Origin of the sequence: Desulfamplus magnetovallimortis (assembly GCF_900170035.1) — a bacterium.
In the GTDB taxonomy this organism is placed as follows: Bacteria; Desulfobacterota; Desulfobacteria; order Desulfobacterales; family Desulfobacteraceae; genus Desulfamplus; species Desulfamplus magnetovallimortis.
Genome location: NZ_LT828551.1, coordinates 64,338 through 84,881 on the forward strand (window position 1 = coordinate 64,338; position 20,544 = coordinate 84,881).

Below are 20,544 nucleotides of genomic sequence, written 5' to 3' on the forward strand. Positions count from 1 at the left end.
TGACTATCAAGCTTTTGATTACTATCAAGCTTTTGATTACTATCAAGCTTTTGATTACTATCAAGCTTTGATTACTATCAAGCTTTGATTACTATCAAGCTTTGATTACTATCAAGCTTTGAAATAAAAAATAATAAATGCAAAAAATAATAAATCCTCAACGAAGGAGGAATATATATGTCTAAATTAATAGCATTTGCAGCTATTCAGGGTGGATATAAAGTAGTTTCGGAAGTCGAGGGGCTTTACAGAAAAGCTCTGCAGACCTATAATGCAGATACAAAAGTTGAATTTCCCAATACAGGGTACTACCTTCCTGTCATTTACTCCTTGACAGGCCTTAAAGTTACCAATCTTGAAGAGTTGAAAAAACCACTTGATTTTGCCCGTGGACTTTTGCCACCACACGTGAAAAGCAAAAATCACCTTCCCTATCTTGGCCCACTCCTTGACGCAGGTATGGCAGGTATTATTGCATACGAAATCAAGGAAGCTTTACGAGCTGTTACAGATCCTGATTTCTATTATCCCCATGAAGATCCTGATCTTGAAGCCGGTAAAATCTGGACAGGCCCTGCTGATGATACCATCCTGAGAAAAAGAGGTGTTGAGTTTGTTGATGGTTCAGCCCCTGGATTTGCTGCTATTGTTGGTGCTGCTCCAAATCCTGAAATCGCCAAAATGATCGTGGAGGATTATCAGCGAAAGAGTCTCTATATTTTCTGTGCTGCAAACCATAATGGCCAGACTGTTATTGAGCAGCTTATTGAAGCCGGTGTTCAGGTTGGATGGAACACACGTATTGTTCCATTTGGGCCTGATATCTCATCTGCTGTATTTGCCCTTGGTTTTGCCAACAGGGCTGCAATGGCTTTTGGTGGCGTACAGCCCGGTGACTACAAGACTATACTTAAATACAACAAGGACAGAATTTTTGCCTTTGTCAACGCTCTGGGTGATATTGGTACCGAGTGGGGTGTTGCTGCGGCCGGTTGTGTTAACTGGGGTTTTCCGACTCTGGCTGATACTGATATTCCACAGATTCTGCCTACTGGTCTCTGTACATACGAGCATGTTGTTACCAACGTTAAGCATGATGAAATGTGCCAGAAATCCATTGAGACTCGCGGCCTTAAGGTCAATGTAACTGAAATTGACATCCCCATGGCATTTGGTCCTGCATTTGAAGGTGAGCGTGTTCGCGGTGCAGATCTCCATGTCCAGTGCGGCGGTGGAAAGACCCAGTGTACAGAGCTTGTGAAAATGGCTCAGATGAACGAGATCGAGGATGGCAAAGTGATTCTGGAAGGTCCGGATGTAACAGACCTTAAAGAAGGCGAAACCTTCCCACTTGGCATCTATGTACAGATTGCAGGTCGTGAGTTCCAGGAAGATTTTGAACCCATCATGGAACGCCAGATTCATCACCTTGTAAACTATATACAGGGCATCATGCATATTGGCCAGCGAGATATTTCCTGGGTACGTATAAGCAAGGCAGCAATGGAAAAAGGCTTCAGCCTCAAACATATCGGTGTTGTACTCCATGCCAAGTTTCATCAGGATTTCAAAAAAATCGTAGATAAGGTACAGGTCACCCTCTACACAAAAACAGAAGATGTTGACAAAATTACAGCAAGGGCAAGGGCGGAATATCAGACCCGTGACTCACGTGTTGACAGCATGACCGACGAAGATGTTGAAATCTTCTACTCCTGCACACTGTGTCAGTCATTTGCACCAAACCACGTCTGCTCCGTCAGCCCTGAAAGAACAGGACTTTGCGGCGCATATAACTGGATGGACTGCCGGGCTGCATTTGAGATCAACCCAACAGGGCCTAACCAGCCAATTGAAAAGGGTGAGTGCATTGATCCAAAACTTGGCCAGTGGAAAGGTGTCAACGAGTTTGTACAAAAAGCATCCAGAGGAGCTGTAACACACTACAACTTCTACTCCATGGTTCATGATCCAATGACCACATGCGGATGCTGTGAATGTATTGCTGCCATGCTACCATCATGCAACGGTGTTATGACAGTAGGTCGTGATTATCCCGGTGATACTCCATGCGGCATGAAATTTACAACACTTGCCGGTGTCATGGGCGGTGGTGCTTGCTCTCCAGGCTTTGTGGGTCATTCCAAACACAATATCACACAGGGTAAATTCATCCTTGGCGATGGTGGCCTATTGAGAATGGTATGGATGCCCAAGATGCTCAAGGAAGAGCTCAAGGATAGAATTGATGCAAGGGGTGCTGCAATGGGTGTACCTGATCTTTATGACAAAATTGCAGATGAAACTGTTGGAATCACAGAAGAAGAGATTCTTCCATTCCTCCAGGAGAAAGGTCATCCAGCTCTTAGCATGGAACCACTCATTGGATAAACAGACATTAAAATGATCGCTTTTTACTTCTCCGAAACTCCTGCTACCCTTAATAAAGGCAAAAAAGAGAAAGGAGAATAATTTGTTTCACCTTAAAAGAAGCATTACAGCTTAAAATCAACATAACATAAGCAACCAAATTCAGAAAAGCCATGCCTTCTAAAACGGGGCATGGCATAATCTGAAAAAAGCGATCATACAAAAAATATTTTTATAACAAATAAGAGGAGAGAACAATGGCATTAACCGGTATTCAGATATTCAAGCTCCTTCCAAAGACCAACTGCAAGGAGTGTGGTGTTCCCACATGCCTTGCATTTGCCATGAATCTGGCATCTGGAAAGGCTGAACTTGACAGTTGTCCATATGTATCCGACGAAGCTCGGGAAAAGCTTGCCGAAGCATCTGCCCCACCCATTCGTCCTGTAAAACTTGGAAAGGGCGTGCGCCAGACAACCACCGGTGGAGAGACAGTCCTTTACAGACACGAAAAAACTTTCTTTAATCCAACAGTGCTTGCTGCAACTGTTGCATCAGATATTGATGCAGCGGCTCTTGATAGCAAACTGAAAGTTTATAATGCTTTCCAGTACGAAAGGGTAGGTCTTAACCTGAGACCTGAACTTCTGGTTGTAAAAGATGTCGGAGCTGGTGCTGCTGCTTTTGCCGACACTGCCAAGAAAATTGCATCTGAATCAGAATTCAACCTTGTACTTATGACTGAAGATGTTGATGTAATGAAAGCGGGCGTTGAAGCTGCCGGCTTTAAACGTCCTTTGATATATGCTGCAACAGAAGCTAATGTGGATGCCATGGGCGCCCTTGCAAAAGAGAACGATCTTCCTGTTGCTGTTAAAGCTGACTCTGTAGAGGCTCTTATTCCCCTGACCACAAAGCTTACCGGCATGGGAATCAAGGATATTGTAATTGACTCCGGTTCCAGGGAAATCAAGCAGGCCCTTGAAGATCAGGTGGCAATTCGCCGTGCAGCCCTTAAAGCAGGTAACAAGGCTCTGGGCTTTCCCACAATCACTTTCCCATGTGAAATGGCTTCCAACCTTGATATGGAAACAGTTATATCTGCCATGTTTGTTGCCAAATACGGCGGAATTGTTGTAATGTCAGATTTTACAACAGAGTCTCTATTCCCACTTCTTCTTGAAAGACTTAATATCTTTACAGATCCCCAGAGACCAATGACTGTTACAGAAGGTATCTTTGAAATCGGCAACCCTGACGAAAACTCACCTGTTGTGGTTACAACAAACTTTGCTTTGACCTACTTCATCGTTTCCGGTGAAATTGAAGCAAGCAAGGTTCCATGCTGGCTGCTAATAAAAGATTCTGAAGGTCTTTCTGTTCTTACTGCCTGGGCTGCCGGTAAATTCGGCGGTGATGACGTGGGAATGTTTGTTAAAAAATGCGGTATCATGGATAAGGTAAAACATACAGAGCTGATCATTCCAGGTTATGCTGCAGCCATTGCCGGTGATGTGGAAGAGGAACTTCCGGGCTGGACAATAACAGTAGGCCCAAGGGAAGCTGCACATCTGCCTGCATTCCTTAAATCAAAATAGATTGCAGAAAAAAAGCGTGTAGTCGTTTTTTGACATCCTTCATATCATACAAAAAGACTTGACACTTTTTTGGTTGGAGCACAATTGACAATCAGGTAGTTTAAGTTATGCAACGTGTAAACCGTAAAATGAAGGATGCCAGTATTTTTCATTTTTTTTCAACGCTAAACCATAAAGGAACAGATTATGATACTATTTGGAGAAAGCCTGAATGTTATTTCCAACGTGATTGGAAAGGAGTTCAAAGAGCCTGATCCTGCCAAGCGTAATCCAGAACCCATCCAGAAAGAAGTTATCATGCAGAAGGAAAAGGGCATGGATTACATTGATATCAACCTTGGGCCTGCCAAAAAATTTGGTACAGAGCTTATGCCTTGGGTGGTTCAGGTGGTACAGGAAGCAGTTCCCGGCATGCCCCTTCTTCTCGATACATCAAACATTGATGCCATTGAAGCAGGATTAAAAGTTGCAAAACCTGCTGATAAACCCCATATAGTTAATTCCATCATGGCAAGACCGGAACGCTATGAATCAATGGTACCAATGGCTGCAAAGTATGATGCAGATTTTGTTGCCCTGATGTGGGGACCTGATGGTCTTCCAAGGGATGAAAATGAGCGTGCTGCCCTTGCTGTGGAACTTCTCTATTTTGCTAACGAGGCAGGTATTCCAAATGAAAAAATTTGGGTTGATGGTATCGTAACTCCGGTTAATATCCAGCAGCCCCAGGCCATAAGCCTCATGAATTTCCAGGGAATGCTTCAGGATATTGCTCCTGGTGCAAAGAGCACATGCGGTCTTTCCAACATTTCCAACGGGCCTCCAAACCATCTTCGTCCAATCCTGAACCAGACCTACATGGTGATGCTGCAGAAATATGGCATGGAGTCTGTTATCTCTGACCCACTTGATGAGAAATTGACATCAATTGCAAAGGGAGAACGTCAGGACATTATTGATCTTGTTTATGCAATAATGGATGGCAACCAGCCTGATATGGGCAGCCTCAGCAAAGAGATGCAGGATTATGCAAAGACCGTTAACGTAATTCTGGGCAATACACTCTATTCAGACTCTTGGCTTGAGCTGTAATCCACAAAACAGTTTTACATATTGTCTGAAATCAGTTAAACACAATGGAAACCTCTCTCTTCTCTTTGCAAGGGAGAGGTTTTTTTTAATGCTCTACTCAAAAAACACATTTTTTATTAAAAAGCCTCTATAACAATTATGAACACAAAAACCACCAAGATAAAGGATCAATGGCTGTACGTGGTTATTCAGGATCCAGGAACATCATCAGAAGAGCTTATGGGATTCGCAACAGATTCTATTCCCACTCCTTTTATTCCAGCTTTTGAGACAAAAGAAGAAGCCCAGCAATGTTTCCTGCTCATGCCCAAAGATCTCATGAATAAAAAATATGAAGTTCAGGCTATCATAAAAGAAGACCTGATTGAACATGCCAAATCCAATGGCCACAAGGTATATCTTATTGATCATAAAAGCAGCATTAAAAATGAGATTATGTAAATGATGATGGCACTCATCAGCAACCCCGCATTATTAAGATGAGTCGGGGGTATTTTCATGCTAAAACTCCATGGCCGCATGCAACGGCCACCTGGACTATTGAAAAAGAATCTGTTTTCACGACAAAGGAAGAGAGAAACATAATGGGTTTAAAACTGGCAATCGGCGGCAAAGGCGGCGTTGGAAAAACCACAATAACTTCACTTTTGGCAAGATGCATTGCACATCTTGATCCTGACAACAGGGTAATTGCCATTGATGCTGATCCTGTGGCAAACCTTGCTGCCGGTCTTGGCATTTCCGAAAATATCCCCATTACACCTGTGGCAGAACTTTCCGATCTGATAGCAGAGCGAACCGGAGCTAAACCAGGTACAATGGGTGGATTTTTTACTCTTAACCCAAAAGTGGATGATATACCTGAAAGATTTTCACTGGAAAGAGATGGCGTTAAACTTCTGGTCATGGGAACAGTAAAAAGCGGTGGTTCCGGATGTATCTGCCCTGAAAGCACAATACTCAAGGCTTTGATGAACCACCTTGTACTTGCCAGAAAAGATATTGTAATAATGGATATGGAAGCTGGCGTGGAGCATCTTGGACGTGCAACTTCTGGATCAGTGGATGCGCTTGTTGCAGTGGTGAACCCAGGTGCAAGAAGCCGTGTGGCTGCCGAAAGAATTCGCAAACTGGGTCAGGATATCGGAATAAAGCGAATCGTAGTACTGGGAAACAGAATCAGATCAAAGGAAGACGAAAAATTGATCGCAGACTCTCTTTCTGACTTTGAAATAATTGGATTTTTGCCTGAGTTTGACGAAATTGCAGAAGCAGACAGAAAAGGCGTCAGACCCTTTGACGATATAACGACCATCCCCCTTGAACTGAAACAACTGGCAGGAAAATTTCTGACTCTATCATGAAAAAAGGGCATCCTTTAAAGCGGTTTTGAAGGATGCCGTTTTTCTCATGTATGTTTTTTGCAGAGACGGTGTATGGTCTGCGCATGCCATTCTCCTCTGCCTGAAAAAGTTGGCTGGCCAAGATCAACAAGATGCTGTGCTACTTGATCAAATGTACAACCTTTTTCACGCAGGGAGATAATAATAGCCATAACTTCTTCGCGGGAGAGAATACCCTCTTTTCCCTGGCTACCTTTACTGGTTAGCAGATCGTCTTTTTTATCAATATTATTAGAAGAGTTAGAGGGCGATGAAACACTCTTCCTTGATGTTTTTACCTCGCCTTTTTTGCGACTCAAAACAGTAACCTGCTGACTGTTTGACTCTTTTGATGAACTTTTTCTCACTGAATGCCCTGCCTCACCGGTTTTCTCACCTTTTTTTCTGAGCAGTACATCTTTGTTTCTTTGCTTTGGTTCCGGTGCTCTATCACTGTTGGCTGATTCAAGTGTCATTGCAGAAGCAGTATGGCTTGGGGTTCCTTGGGAATCTGATGATTCCGGCGAAACCTGTTGAGAAATTTTTTCTTTAGATTCTTCTACAGAATCATTTTTTAGAGGTTGAGTAGCAATTGTATCTTTCTTCCCCTTAAATTGTGACAAGGAGTCCTTCTTTGCAGAACCTTTTAATGAAGAAGATTTTTCAGAACCTGAATCAAATCTGACTTTTTCTCTAAAAAACAACTCTTCCTCTTCAACAAAATTTGGAGATGTATTGTTTTCCTGGTAAAAATCATTTGAGTCAATCATTTGAGCAGATTCACCGACTGTCTCGGCACCGCCATCACCAACATATGTATCTTCAATGGTAGCGCCTGGCAGCTCAGAACCAGCACTCAATGCAAGCAGTTTTTTCAATGTTGAAGAGGAAGTTGCAACCCGCATGTACTCAGCAAGCTCCTCAAGTGCAATTGCTTTACGCTCTTCAACCATTACCCGCCTCTCCTGGACACTTATGAGCATCTCCTGGTTTTTTGTGAAAACATCCATAAGCTCAGCCAACTGATCAGTTCCCTCCACTGGAATGTATGGTGGCTGGAGATCTGCACCAGTCGGCATATGAGGCTGAGCAGAACCTCTGGTTACAGGTCTTTTGATATTGCCACCTCTTGTATTCTGATAGTTCCCATGCCCCTGGTGTAAGCCTGGTGATGTATTATACTGATTTCCATTATCAAAACCTCTTCTGGTCCTGGGCGTCCGCTTTTCCTTCTGGCTGTTCCCTCTGAGACTTTGAAGAAAGTCATTCATCGCATCTGGTCTCCCTGTTTTATATTTTTATCGTGAAAATGACTATTATTTTTATACTTGGGGGTGATTGATACGTCATCAATCATGCCTGTTTACCGTGGAAATGGATACAAATTTTAATCTTTGGGGGTGGTTACATCGCAGCCATGTCCGTTTACCGTGAAAATGGATATAAATTTCTATCTTTAGGGGGTGGCTCAATCGCAGCCATGTTCGTTTACATAAGATTATGATTTCGTAAAAAGCGATGCTCAAAAAAACTGTAAGGGCATTTTCTTAAATAACGATGTTTATGTCAAGTTTTTTAAAAATTATGATAAGCACCTACTCAATTAAAACGTCTTGTCCAAAGAGCACCTTTCAAAGTATAGACCTGTATGACTCCATCAATTCCAAAGCCTCGTATGCTTTGGAGATACGTGTAAGAGCCTGCCGGAATTTGCTGCATTCAGGCCATCCTTTAACAAACCAGACAAGACGACTTCTCATCATCTTGCAGGCTGTCTCCTCGCCAAAGTAGTCAACGCTTTCCATAAGAAGCGTTCGCATCGCATCAAAAATCTCGTCAATTGAACGTTCCTTGCAGTTTCTACCGGCAATCATATCGTCAATATCTGCGAGTATAAAGGGATTACTCATGGCTGCACGTCCAACCATAACAGCATCGCATCCTGTCTCTTCCATCATGCGAATTCCATCATTGGGAGTTACAATATCCCCGTTTCCTATCACAGGAACAGAGAGAATCTCTTTGAGTTGCTTTATAAGAGCCCAGTCTGCTTTACCCCTGAATCCCTGGGATGCTGTTCTTGGATGAATAGCCACAGCGTCAACACCACATTTTTCCGCCCTGCCGGCAATATCAACTGCCTGTCTGCCGGAGTTGTCCCAGCCCGCACGTATTTTTATGGTAAAAGGAAGAGAAGTTGCACCCCTGACAGCTTTAATAACAGCTTCAGCATTGTCCGGGTTCTGCATCAGCGCAACACCTGCACCGGTTTTAACCACCTTCCTTACACTGCATCCCATGTTGATATCAATTAAATCAGCATCTCCTCTTTGCTGAATATTCCTTGCAGCCATTGCCATTATATCAGGCTCAGAACCAAAAATCTGAATTGAGACAGGGTGTTCATCAGGATGAGTTTCAAGGAGGCGTGCGGTCTTATCGGAATTGTAAAACAGACCTTTAGCACTTACCATCTCCGAACACACCAACGCACATCCACAGCGCTTTACAAGTGTTCTAAATGGCTGGCTCGTGATACCGGCAAGGGGAGCAAGTATGGTGTTTCCCTGGATTTCAAGTTTACCGATTTTCATATTTAACGCAGTTTACCACAAAATAAAAATAAGAATCTAAAAATAGCGTTTTTGAAATACTTTTCCATGGAGATAACTAAGGAATGAACACGAAATAATGGCATCTTTCATTTGTCAGTTTACACTTTTTTTGAACCATGATTTTCATGATTAAACGGGCATGATTGCGTATCAATCACCCCCAAGTATAAAAAATAATAGTCATTTTCACGGTAAAAACAGCACAAGCCCTTATTCCTGATTTTTCTTCTTTAAAAACTCATTAAAAGAGACAATCCGGCTTTTTTCTGCATCACCATCAGTATGTAACTTTTCTTCATCCAAAGCTGACAATGATTCTGATTCCTCTATTTCTGATGGTTCCATGATACTGTGTTTTTCTACCGTATTTTTCTTTTTAGCAGATATTTCATAAAAGCCATTACTGTTACGTGACACTTTAGGCTTCTCTTCCTCTTCCTCATCAAAGTCGTCTTCCGGCGATTCCACAACTTCAATGCGCATTCTCTTGCCACCCATGAAAAACTCACCGCCATTTATATAGAGATCTTTCAATGTCCAGACCACAACCTTTAAAGGGATCTGAAGCACAAGCAGTTCAATATTAAACCAGTCTCTTTTAACATCAGGCCATATTGATTCTACCCTTGCAAAAAAAACTGGTGTATCTTCAAGATATACAAGTACAATATCGTTCTCAATTGCCATTATTAATTATCCCTGTAATTCCTCTTTCAGCAGAAGTTTTTCCATATATTCACCCCACTCCAGGGGAAGCATCTGTTTTTTTTTTGAGTTGCAACTCTTACAGCATGGAACCACATTATTTTTAACTGATTTCCCCCCCCTTGCAATGGGAACAATGTGGTCCATTGTCAGCTCTGAAGGCGTATGAACACTTTTGCAATAATGACACACACCCTGGGATCGTTTTCTTTTCCACCACTGACTGTTTCTCAGCTCCCTTGCCTTCTGTTTTTCCCTTTTCTGAAGCCCCTCATCAAGGTCAAAGTAATAGTAATCCATTTTATTTAAATCATCGGGCTACTTATACCCAAACTCCCTCATAGTTAGCTCATTTCGGCTCCAGTTTTTTGTAACCTTTACAAATAGCTTTAAAAGTACTTTAGAACCTGTCATGCGCTCTATGTCCTTTCTTGCCTGCTCTCCGATCCTTTTCAGCATCTGTCCACCCTTGCCAATCACGATTCCTTTCTGGGAATCCCTGTCAAGGTGAATGCTTGCATGAATAACGATCAATTTTGATTCCACCTTGAAAGAATCCACAGTCACCGCACTTGAATAGGGAATCTCCATACCGGTCATGCGAAAAATTTTTTCACGAATCATCTCTCCGGCAATAAATTTCTCGGAGAGATCTGTTAAAGTATTTTCTGGAAACAGCCTAGGACCTTCAGGAAGAGCAAGTTGCACCTCATTAAGAAGCTCATCTATCTGAACTCCCCTGGCAGCGCTTATGGGAACCACAGCCATGAAGGGATGGAGTTCTGAACAGTTTTTAATCATAGGTAACAGCCTGTCCGCAGATACGAGGTCTGTCTTATTAATAGCAAGAATAACAGGCTTTCGAGCCTTTTCAAGCTGTTTGATGATTATCTGTTCCGATGTCATATCCCTCACAGATGCATCAATCATAAGCAGAATGGCATCCACATCCTGAATGGCTGCAATTGCCTGATCCACAATTTTCCGATTCAAAAGAGAGCCTGCTTTATGGATACCTGGTGTATCAATAAAGATTATCTGGGAAGATGGTCTTTCAACAACTCCAAGTATCCTGTCCCTTGTGGTCTGGGGCTTTCTTGAGGTTATGGATATCTTTTCTCCTGTGACACGGTTCAGGAGTGTTGATTTACCGGCATTTGGTGCCCCTGCAATGGCTATAAAGCCAGATCTAAAAATAGCTGGCAAAACTGCACCGACTCTTTTTCCACTATGGGCATCTTTATTTACAGAGGGTGGCTCTGAAGTTGTCTTTGACACAAAATCTCCTGTCTCTTCTGTTTATATGAAAGTCTCAATTAATAGCTGTTTTTAAAACGACTTTCATCTCTTCGATTGTGGCGGGCATCCGCCATGTACGTTATTAAATTTCAGCTATTTTAGATAACTGTCATAGTCTGCGTGACTTCCAATCCAGATCCATTGAACTCCTTGGGGAGCGGTAATCATTGGCAATTTGTTGATCCCAAATACTATTTTCGTATTCGACAAACCACTCTCTAAATGTTGCAAAATCTTCGGCTGGCAGAGAACGTACCCTTGATTCTAACTCTTCAACTTCACTCATCATGACACCTCATCATTGTTTTTTGTGTGAGAGTAGCATAAGCAAGCTTTACACTTTCCGTAATACCATTCTCATTTTTCGGTAGTTTCCAACAAAAAAGTGTAAACTGATAAATGAAACATGCCCTATTTCCACGATAAAAAATCAATTTTGAGAAAAAAGGGTTCCAAGCTCTTCAAGCACACTCTCCCTGCCCTGCTTTGATGTGGCAGAAAAAAGAATTATATCCTCTGTTCTGCACCCCAGCATACTTGCTGTGGCAGCAAGTTGTTTCTGCTGTTTATTGCGGGATAGCTTATCCGCCTTGGTAAGCACAATCAAAGCTGGAATGGAGCGATTAGCAAGCCATTGCATCAGCTCAAACTCTTCTTTTCGGGGTTCACGGCGTATATCAATCAAAAGCAGAACCCCCATAAGATTTGGCCTGACACTGAGATATCTTTCAACCATAGGGCCCCATTGCGCTCTTATTTTTTTGGAGACCTTTGCATATCCATATCCAGGCAGATCTACGAAAAAAAAGTTACTGTTAATATTAAAAAAATTTATCAACTGGGTACAACCTGGCCTTGAACTTGTTTTAACAAGGCTCTTTCTGTTGACCAGAGTATTGATAAGCGATGATTTTCCCACATTGGAACGCCCTGCAAATGCAACTTCAGGAAATTCCGGTTCCGGAAAATGTGATGGATTAACAGCACTTTTAATAAATTCTGCCTGCTTGATTATCATATGCCCCCCCGCAAAAAATCAGCCTCCCTGCCGATTGTTAAGGTAGTTCTCAAGGCGATCCATTGCCTTTTCAATATTCTCCATGGAGTTTGCATAGGAGAATCTGAGGTAGCCCTCACCGTTTTTACCAAATGCAATTCCAGGAGTTATGCCAACATGGGCATTTTCAAGAAGCTCCATTGCAAACCCATACGAATCCAAAGAGAATTTTTTTGCATTTGCAAATACGTAAAAAGCTCCGGTGGGTTCCACGGTAATACCAAATCCCATGGCCTTGAGTCTTTTAATTATATATTGACGGCGCTGGTCATAAATACGCCTCATTTCAACTATCTCTTTTTCAGACTCTTTTAGAGCAACTGTTCCGGCAAGCTGAATAACCGAATTGGCACATATGAAAAAGTTCTGCTGCAAAATCTGGACTGGCCGTATAAATGCCTCCGGAGCAATGAGATATCCAAGACGCAGACCGGTCATGGCAAAAAGTTTTGAAAAACCATTAAAAACAAAAGCACTATCAGTAACTTCAAGCATAGATCGGGCATCATCACCGTAAACCAGACCATGGTAAATCTCGTCTGATATCACGGCAATACCGTGTTGATCGGCAAGCGCGACAATCTCCTCCATTGTCTTCCAGGGCATTACATTTCCTGTGGGATTTGATGGAGAGTTAACAAGAATAGCCTTGGTACGACTTGTTATCTTTTCAGAGATGGCCTGTGGTGTATATTGAAAGGCATCCTTTTCATATACAGGAACCATCACAGGAACGCCCTGGGTAAACCTTATGAAGTTCGGGTAGCATATGTAATGAGGATCAGGAATAATCACTTCATCCCCAGGATCAAGCAGAGCCGAAAAAAGAAGCAGCATTGCCGGAGATGTGCCTGATGTAACAACAATTCTGCCTGGTGCCACGTCAACATTGTATGTCTTCTGGTAATACTCTGAGATGGCATTTCTAAGACGAGGATCGCCAAGACTGTGGGTGTAGCTTGTTTCGCCGCATTCAAATGCCTTTGTCACTTCAGAGCGGACACACTCAGGTGTATCAAAATCAGGCTCTCCTATCTCCAAGTGTACCACATCAATTCCACGGGCTTCCATTTCATGGATTTTTTCCATGATCTCCATTACAAGAAATGGCGTGATTTCATTTGTTCTCTCAGCAGCTTTAAACGATGCCATAAAAAATCCCCCTGTTGAATGATGTTGATAAACTCCCCATTTCCAGAAACAAATGACCGTTGAATCAGGAAACATGCAGCTTTTAAAATAAGAATGTTTTATCGTACTCAACCCTTTACAGTTACAGTTGAGTCTGCAATGACAGTTATATAACCTTGTTAAGAGGATACTCTATTATTCCCTCAGCCCCTTCTTTCAGTAAAACCGGAATAAGATCCCTGACCACACTTGAATCCACAATGCTTTCCACAGAAAACCAGTCGGACTTATAAAGATGTGCAACAGTCGGGCCGTTAAGGCTTGGAAGAAGAGATACAATTTTTTCCATTTTTGATTCAGGCACATTCATTTTAAGCCCAACAAGCCGATCTGCCACAAGTGCACTCTGGAGCAGCAGGGCAATCTGTTCAATCTTCTGGCGCTTGGCAGGATCCTGCCAGGCTGCCCTGTTTGCTATAAGCTGGGTATTGGTCTGCATGATTTCATGGATAACCTTCAGATTATGTGCTCGAATAGTGCTCTCTGTTTCCGTGATCTCCACAATTGCATCTGCAAGCCCTGAGACAATTTTGGCTTCTGTGGCTCCCCATGAGAATTTTATGTTTACATCAATATTACGCTCTTCAAAGTAGCGATTGGTAAATTTTACAAGCTCCGTTGATATGGTTTTTCCCTGGAGATCTTCAAGCTTATTCATTGGAGAATCACCTGCAACAGCCACCACCCAGCGTGCAGGTCTTGCACTCATCTTGGAATAGACAAGATCAGATACAACATGTACATCAGAGCCATGCTCGGCAATCCAGTCCTTTCCGGTCAGACCGGCATCAATTATACCACTTTCAACATTAATGGACATCTCCTGGGCACGGCACAGTGCACACTCAATTGCATCATCATTTATATCAGGAAAATAACTGCGTCCATTTACATTTATTTTCCAGCCGGACCGCCTGAAAAGTGCAACCGTTGCATCCTGCAGGCTCCCCTTGGGAATACCCAGTTTCAGTAATTTTTTCATCTGTTTAAATTCCTTAACTCCAAATTTCGTCCCCTCGTCAGTCACAAGTTCTTATGATGGCAGATTTGAAAACTTACGACCCTTGAGTTCGTTGTCATTCTTTAGATTATGGCTGTGAGCAGACATGTATAGATTTCCAGAAAGTGATTTTGCTTTTTCATATATTAGAAATGCCAACCGGTTTATCTGGAATACTATAGTTATTCAAAGCCGACACCTATGCTCTTTTGAGCCTTGTCACTTCTGTCTGAATCAGGATGCCCAGTATGATAATGATTTACAGGATAAAAATCCTGAGCATCCTGCAAATCCTGAGCATCCTGTAAATCCTGAGCATCCTGCAAATCCTGGTTGTCCTGATTCAGACAAATTCAATAAATGCCGAGAAAGCCAACAAGATGTAGATTTTGAGTAGTTATATCAGCCAATACCATTAATAGACTTTCTCAGGATCAAAAACCTTTTTTTCGACAATAACTAAAGACTCTCCGTCATGTACTTTTCTGAAAAAACAGCTTTTATAGCCCTCATGACAGGCGGCTCCACCAATCTGGTCAACTTTCAACAGAACAGTATCATTGTCACAATCAATCCGGATCTCCTTTACAACCTGCATGTGTCCAGATGTCTCCCCTTTTTTCCAGAGTTTCTGTCTAGAACGGCTGTAATATGTTGCCATACCTGACTTGATTGTCTCCTCCCAGGAGGCTTCATTCATGTAGGCAAGCATCAGGACTTCTCCTGTAAGATAATCCTGAGCAATTGCAGGGAGCAGCCCCCCAGTTTTTTTAAAGGCAAGCTCCGGCTTTTCACAATCAAATTCCGGCATTTTTATATATTCATCCTCCGATACCCGTATGTCACAAACGATCTTACCGACAAAACAGGCTTGTTGTTTTCAAGAAAATAAAAAACAATAGTCATTATACCTTGGGGTTAGCCACTCAAAATCGACACATATAACGGCCATGGCAGAACCGTCTGCCTCAACGAAGCATGAAAGCCCCGCGCAACCAAAAACGGCGGGGACTTTCATATAACGGCCATGGCAGAGCCATCTGTCACAACGAAGCATGAAAGCCCTAAAAAACCTTTAACCACGGGGACTTTCTTATAAAACCTCTTGAGCCTTTTCAAAAATACCTATCACGGGAAACCCGCAACCCATAAGCATCTCCCAATTTTCTTGTTTTTTTGAAACAAAAATTAAGGATTAAAGCACTAATACATATTGATAGACTCAAGAGTTAAGAACTCTTGAGTCTATATGCCCAAAACCTGTATTTATAATATTTAACGGCCGGTTAGTCAAACACAAACGTGAAAAAAGGACAGATAGTCATTATGGGGAGGAAGCAAAATTCACACATTGTTTGCCCATTGTGTTTAATAACTGCTACAAGATAGCATCAAATTTACAGCGATCATAACAAGACATACACTTAATACACTTATCTTTGTCAATAACTGCAACCTCTTTTTTCTTCCAGGTTATGGCATCTGCCGGACATCCTTTAAAGCAGAGTCCGCAACGTTTGCAAAGTTCCGGATCAACCTCAAATTTCACAAGATCAGGACATGTTTTTGCAGGACAGGTTTTATCATATATGTGTGCCTCATATTCATCCCTGAAATAGCGCAGGGTTGAAAGTACAGGATTGGGCGCTGTCTGCCCCAGACCGCAAAGAGAAGCGTGTTTTACAACCTCTGAAAGCTCTTCAAGCTGCTCAATATCTCCGGGCTTCCCCTTACCTTTGCACATATCCTCAAGAATTGTAAGAATCCTTTTGGTTCCTTCCCGACAAGGAGTACATTTTCCACAGGATTCATCCTGGATAAAATCCATAAAATAGCGTGCCATATCCACCATACAGGTGGTGTTATCCATGACAATGGCACCTCCAGAACCCATGATGGCACCTACTTTTGTGATCTCTTCGTAATCAATCGGGGTATCAAGATACTGCTCCGGCACACATCCGCCTGAAGGGCCTCCAAGCTGAACAGCTTTAAATTTACGCTTATCAGGAACACCTCCTCCTATATCATAGACAAGAGTTCTCAATGTGGTTCCCATGGGCACTTCAACAAGACCGATATTACAAACATCTCCTGAAAGCGCAAAAACCTTTGTGCCCTTGCTGCTTTCTGTTCCAACCCCTGCATACCATTTACCACCATTGAGCATTATCTGGGCAACATTTGAAAGGGTTTCAACATTATTTAATATGGTGGGTTTTGCCCAAAGCCCCTTATGGGCAGGAAAAGGCGGGCGCGGGACAGGCATCCCCCTCTTTCCCTCGATGGAGCGCATAAGCGCCGTCTCCTCACCACAGACAAATGCCCCTGCACCCTGATAGATCTCAACATCAAAATCAAATCCGGAACCAAGGATATCGCTGCCCAAAAGTCCATATTCACGGGCTTGTTCTATTGCAATACCAAGGCGCTTTACTGCAAGGGGATATTCACTTCTGCAATAGATATATCCCTTGTGGGAGTTTATGGCCTTTGCGGCTATTATCATACCCTCAAGCACTGAGTGGGGATCAGATTCCAGAATACTTCTGTCCATAAATGCCCCGGGATCCCCTTCGTCTGCATTGCAAAGCACATATTTAACATCGCCCTGTGCCTGCTGTGCGAAACGCCATTTCAGCCCTGCGGGAAAACCTGCCCCTCCCCTACCCCTAAGACCTGAGTCAAGCATCTCCTGAACAATGTCATCAGGGGTCATCTCGGTAAGGGCCTTGGCTGCCCCAAAATAGCCATCCCTTGCAATATATTCATCAATTTTTTCAGGATCAATAAGCCCCTTGTTGTGCATGGCCCTGAATACCTGGCTTGAAAAAAAAGGAATATCCTCCATCTTTGGAATATATTTTTTTGTTGCCGGATTTTTGTAAAGAAGCTTTTTTACAGGTGTTCCCTTCAAAAAATGGGATTCTACAATCTCTGCGGCATCTTCAGGCTGAATCCTCTGATAAAAAATACCTTCGGGCTGAACTACCATTACAGGCCCGACAGCACAAAAACCGTTACACCCTGTTATAATGATCTCAACTTCATCGGACAGTCCCTGCTTTTCAATCTCGCTCTGGAGGGCAACTCTCACTTTTTCACTGCCGGTGGCATCACATCCTGTACCACCGCACAGCATCAGTTGAACTCTGGTTTTATTCATTATATTCTCTCTTTCGTATTTTCATACTGAAATTAAATTTGCTCTTTTGAGAAATCAAATTTCAAATGTCAACAAATATCAGGTTCTGCCAAACCATCGAACCGCTTGTTATTATTCATATTTTTCAAGAATCTGAACAACTTTATCAGCAGAAACAGCGCCATAGATATCCTTACCCACAACCATTACAGGAGCAAGTCCACAGGCACCAAGACAACGCACTCCCTCCAGGGAAAAACGCCTGTCATCTGTTGTGCATCCCTCCTTCAGACCATACTTACCGTAAATACGATTAATAGTCTCTTTAATCCCTTTAACATAACATGCAGTACCAGTGCATACCTTTATATTATGTCTGCCCTTGGGAGTCAGCGAAAAAAAAGAATAAAATGTTGCAACCCCAAATACCTGACTGACAGGAAGCCCCATACCTTGACTTATATATGCCAGAAGCTCTGACGGAAGGTAACGAACAACATCCTGACACTCTCTGAGCACAGTAATCACAGAGCCAGGTGTATCTTTCCACTTTAAAATAACATCATCTATAGTGTCCCACATTTCCAGTGTAATATCAGGATGTTCGGGACGAACAATATTTTTCATACTCATCTCCAGACTGTTTTGTTTTTTATCCAGGCAGTTTTCTCCCTGTATCAACTTTTCCCCACCCTAATCTCTCAAACTCAACTAATTTACGTGATTATAATTTTTTTGCAACCATTTACCATGAAAACTTTTTGAAATAAGCGCTTTTTCTGTTTTTCTATGGCATGCTTCATTTTCCGTTTTACACTTTCCGGAGAAAAAAGCCTGAATGGCGGGAATATCTCACAAAAAAGTGTAAAGTACTTTGGCGACTCTATGAAATATGCCTTTTCTATCAACAAAAGCAATTGCCAGACATCCATGTAAAACTTACAGAAATTTTAAACACCAGTTTTACCTTGACAAACGGGCATAATCATCATAGTATTTCTGGATTTTTAAATTCGACATAAGTTCGTTTGAAATATACCTGTAAGGAGATGATCAGAATGTATGCAGTAATTAAAACCGGTGGAAAACAATACAAGGTCCAGGAAGGGGATGTCCTCAGATTTGAAAAACTGGAAGGAGATACCGGATCACAGATTGAGTTTAATGATGTACTTCTCTATTCTGATGGAGAAAACCTCACCCTTGGCGCCCCTGTCATTGAAAGTGCCGTTGTCACAGGAGAGATTGTTGAGCAGGCCAAAGCCAAAAAGATTCTTGTATTCAAATACAAAAGACGCAAAGGCTACAGAAAAATGAAAGGCCACAGACAACATTATACTGCTGTTAAAATTAACTCAATAGCAATCTAAGGAATTGGGCTTAAATAACTTTTACATTTCCAAAATAAAGACCCATATCAATGACTTTGTTGATTAAGTGTTTACATATTTGATCTTACTACAATATGAAGGATATAAAATCAATTTATAACACATCATATTGTGGTGATTTTTCAAAAATCGACTAAATCAATAGGGGGAATCTGTAGATTTTAAAATTGGGAATGTTATTAAGTGCTCTTTCCTAAACGCTTATGGCCTTAAATCAACGGCCACCCCGATCATGAAAATCATGAGGGGTATTTTTCATTTTAAAGAATTGATTTCCCCTCAATCTGAACTTAGACAGAATAATTATTCTGTTTCAAGGTATTTAAGGAGATTAATAAAATGTCACATAAAAAAGCAGGCGGTAGTACAAGAAACGGCAGGGATTCCAATGCCCAGCGCCGTGGCATCAAAAAATATGGCGGAGAAAGTGTTCGTGCCGGAAATATTCTGGTAAGACAGCTTGGCACCAAAATTCATCCCGGCCAGAATGTTGGCATGGGGAAAGATTATACTCTCTTTTCACTGATCGACGGTGTTGTCTCCTATGAGAGAAAGGGCCGCGACAAAAAGAGAGTCTGTGTTTATGACGCGTGAAATTCATAGATGAAGCCATTATTACAGTCCTTTCCGGTAAAGGTGGTCCCGGTTGTGTAAGTTTCCGCCGGGAACGATTCATTGAAAAGGGCGGTCCAAACGGTGGAGACGGTGGAGATGGCGGAAGTGTCATTTTTAAAACCGTCTCTTCAAAACGGACATTGTTTGATGTCCGCCGCCAGAAATTTATCAGGGCAGCCAACGGTGCGCCTGGTGAAGGAAGCAACCGCCACGGACGCAACGGAGAAGACCGTATTGTTGAACTCCCGGCCGGAACCCTTATTACAGATGCGGATACAGGTGATGTCATTGCAGACCTGACGCAACCCGGACAGGAGTTCATAGTAGCAAAAGGCGGCATTGGTGGCAGGGGCAACAAACGGTTTACAACATCAACCAACCGTGCCCCCCGATATGCCCAGCCAGGCATGCCTGGAGTGGAACTAAATCTTAAACTTGAGCTGAAGCTCATAGCTGATGTGGGCATTGTAGGGCTTCCCAATGCCGGCAAATCAACCCTTATCAGCGTTATATCTTCTGCACGACCCAAGATTGCCGATTATCCTTTTACAACTCTGACCCCATCAATTGGAATGGTTCAACCCGATTTTGGAGAACCATTTGCCGTGGCTGATATTCCGGGGCTTATTGAAGGCGCACATGAAGGAACAGGATTGGGAGTGCGTTTTCTAAAGCATGTGGAACGTACCGGCATATTACTCCATCTTATTGATGTTTCCAAAGTCAACCCTGAATCCCCCCTTGATGATTTCAACCTTATCAACAGGGAATTATCTCTTTACAGCCCCCTTCTTGCTAAAAAAAAACAGATAGTGGTGCTCAACAAAACAGACATTTCCGATACTGAATCAAAGGTTAAGGCTTTTATCCATGCCTATACTACAGCAAAATACTGCGACAGCCCTAAATCTTCCCAATTAGACTCTACAGAGACAAAAGACTCAGAAACCACAAATTCTGATATTCTTGCCATCTCTGCTGCTACTGGAAAAGGAACCCGTAAACTTGTTGCAGAACTTGCCCGCAGAATTGCCTCTCAGCCGGATATTTCTCCAAAGACCGACTCCTGAAACAGAACCTGAAA

General features: G+C 42.4%; 20 protein-coding genes. 9 read left to right on the forward strand and 11 right to left on the reverse strand.

Features of this window, described 5'->3' with window-relative positions; all coding sequences use genetic code 11:
- Window positions 1-177: 177 nt before the first annotated feature.
- The 5 genes from acsB to MTBBW1_RS18270 all read left to right on the forward strand — a co-directional run bounded on the left by acsB (window position 178) and on the right by MTBBW1_RS18270 (window position 6,424).
- Window positions 178-2,391, forward strand: a complete 2,214-nt coding sequence (gene acsB / locus MTBBW1_RS18250; RefSeq protein WP_080805701.1) for an acetyl-CoA decarbonylase/synthase complex subunit alpha/beta — start codon at window positions 178-180, stop codon at window positions 2,389-2,391.
- A 236-nt stretch (window positions 2,392-2,627) separates the two neighbouring features.
- The gene (acsC, locus tag MTBBW1_RS18255) at window positions 2,628-3,968 is read left to right on the forward strand and encodes an acetyl-CoA decarbonylase/synthase complex subunit gamma (RefSeq protein ID WP_080805703.1); all 1,341 of its coding nucleotides are present in this window, start codon (window positions 2,628-2,630) and stop codon (window positions 3,966-3,968) included.
- Window positions 3,969-4,154: 186 nt separating this feature from the next.
- Entirely contained in the window at window positions 4,155-5,060 is a 906-nt protein-coding gene (locus MTBBW1_RS18260; RefSeq protein ID WP_080805705.1) for a dihydropteroate synthase, read from the forward strand.
- Between the two features lie 138 nt (window positions 5,061-5,198).
- Window positions 5,199-5,501, forward strand: a complete 303-nt coding sequence (locus MTBBW1_RS18265; protein WP_080805707.1) for a hypothetical protein — start codon at window positions 5,199-5,201, stop codon at window positions 5,499-5,501.
- Window positions 5,502-5,644: 143 nt separating this feature from the next.
- Window positions 5,645-6,424, forward strand: coding sequence for an ATP-binding protein (locus tag MTBBW1_RS18270; RefSeq protein WP_080805710.1), 780 nt, complete (start codon window positions 5,645-5,647; stop codon window positions 6,422-6,424).
- 44 nt (window positions 6,425-6,468) lie between these two features.
- On the opposite strand, the gene MTBBW1_RS18275 is transcribed toward MTBBW1_RS18270, so the two are convergent.
- From MTBBW1_RS18275 to hisG, 8 genes are all read right to left on the reverse strand, one after another.
- A complete protein-coding gene (locus tag MTBBW1_RS18275; RefSeq protein ID WP_080805713.1) occupies window positions 6,469-7,713 on the reverse strand; it encodes a hypothetical protein in 1,245 nt (414 codons plus the stop codon).
- A gap of 360 nt (window positions 7,714-8,073) precedes the next feature.
- Window positions 8,074-9,036: a tRNA dihydrouridine synthase DusB gene (gene dusB, locus MTBBW1_RS18280; RefSeq protein ID WP_080805715.1), complete on the reverse strand. Its 963-nt coding sequence runs from the start codon at window positions 9,034-9,036 to the stop codon at window positions 8,074-8,076.
- Window positions 9,037-9,267: 231 nt separating this feature from the next.
- A complete protein-coding gene (locus MTBBW1_RS28500) occupies window positions 9,268-9,744 on the reverse strand; it encodes a hypothetical protein (protein ID WP_186441462.1) in 477 nt (158 codons plus the stop codon).
- A gap of 6 nt (window positions 9,745-9,750) precedes the next feature.
- Complete coding sequence (locus MTBBW1_RS18290) at window positions 9,751-10,062, reverse strand: HNH endonuclease (protein WP_080805717.1); 312 nt, start codon at window positions 10,060-10,062, stop codon at window positions 9,751-9,753.
- Window positions 10,063-10,080: 18 nt separating this feature from the next.
- Window positions 10,081-11,040: a GTPase Era gene (gene era, locus MTBBW1_RS18295; protein WP_342743930.1), complete on the reverse strand. Its 960-nt coding sequence runs from the start codon at window positions 11,038-11,040 to the stop codon at window positions 10,081-10,083.
- Between the two features lie 451 nt (window positions 11,041-11,491).
- Window positions 11,492-12,079, reverse strand: a complete 588-nt coding sequence (gene yihA / locus MTBBW1_RS18300; RefSeq protein ID WP_080805720.1) for a ribosome biogenesis GTP-binding protein YihA/YsxC — start codon at window positions 12,077-12,079, stop codon at window positions 11,492-11,494.
- An 18-nt stretch (window positions 12,080-12,097) separates the two neighbouring features.
- Window positions 12,098-13,270, reverse strand: a complete 1,173-nt coding sequence (locus MTBBW1_RS18305) for a pyridoxal phosphate-dependent aminotransferase (protein WP_080805722.1) — start codon at window positions 13,268-13,270, stop codon at window positions 12,098-12,100.
- A gap of 145 nt (window positions 13,271-13,415) precedes the next feature.
- Window positions 13,416-14,291 carry an ATP phosphoribosyltransferase gene (gene hisG, locus MTBBW1_RS18310; protein ID WP_080805723.1) on the reverse strand — a complete coding sequence of 292 codons (876 nt, stop codon included), beginning with the start codon at window positions 14,289-14,291 and terminating at the stop codon, window positions 13,416-13,418.
- Window positions 14,292-14,415: 124 nt separating this feature from the next.
- Here hisG and MTBBW1_RS18315 point away from each other — a divergent pair, with 124 nt between their 5' ends.
- Entirely contained in the window at window positions 14,416-14,706 is a 291-nt protein-coding gene (locus MTBBW1_RS18315) for a hypothetical protein (protein WP_080805725.1), read from the forward strand.
- An 18-nt stretch (window positions 14,707-14,724) separates the two neighbouring features.
- Here the strand turns inward: MTBBW1_RS18315 and hisI are convergent, their stop codons facing one another.
- From hisI to MTBBW1_RS18330, 3 genes are all read right to left on the reverse strand, one after another.
- Window positions 14,725-15,120, reverse strand: coding sequence for a phosphoribosyl-AMP cyclohydrolase (hisI, locus tag MTBBW1_RS18320; protein ID WP_080805728.1), 396 nt, complete (start codon window positions 15,118-15,120; stop codon window positions 14,725-14,727).
- A 567-nt stretch (window positions 15,121-15,687) separates the two neighbouring features.
- The gene (gene nuoF, locus MTBBW1_RS18325; RefSeq protein ID WP_080805730.1) at window positions 15,688-17,475 is read right to left on the reverse strand and encodes an NADH-quinone oxidoreductase subunit NuoF; all 1,788 of its coding nucleotides are present in this window, start codon (window positions 17,473-17,475) and stop codon (window positions 15,688-15,690) included.
- Window positions 17,476-17,586: 111 nt separating this feature from the next.
- A complete protein-coding gene (locus MTBBW1_RS18330; protein WP_080805892.1) occupies window positions 17,587-18,081 on the reverse strand; it encodes an NADH-quinone oxidoreductase subunit NuoE family protein in 495 nt (164 codons plus the stop codon).
- A 431-nt stretch (window positions 18,082-18,512) separates the two neighbouring features.
- On the opposite strand from MTBBW1_RS18330, the gene rplU reads away from it, so the two are divergent.
- The 3 genes from rplU to obgE all read left to right on the forward strand — a co-directional run bounded on the left by rplU (window position 18,513) and on the right by obgE (window position 20,530).
- Window positions 18,513-18,824 carry a 50S ribosomal protein L21 gene (rplU, locus tag MTBBW1_RS18340; RefSeq protein WP_080805734.1) on the forward strand — a complete coding sequence of 104 codons (312 nt, stop codon included), beginning with the start codon at window positions 18,513-18,515 and terminating at the stop codon, window positions 18,822-18,824.
- A gap of 360 nt (window positions 18,825-19,184) precedes the next feature.
- On the forward strand, window positions 19,185-19,439 hold the full coding sequence (gene rpmA / locus MTBBW1_RS18345; protein ID WP_080805736.1) for a 50S ribosomal protein L27: 255 nt from the start codon (window positions 19,185-19,187) through the stop codon (window positions 19,437-19,439).
- A complete protein-coding gene (obgE, locus tag MTBBW1_RS18350; RefSeq protein WP_080805738.1) occupies window positions 19,436-20,530 on the forward strand; it encodes a GTPase ObgE in 1,095 nt (364 codons plus the stop codon). The genes rpmA and obgE overlap by 4 nt, the downstream gene beginning before the upstream one ends.
- The last annotated feature ends 14 nt before the right edge of the window (window positions 20,531-20,544 follow it).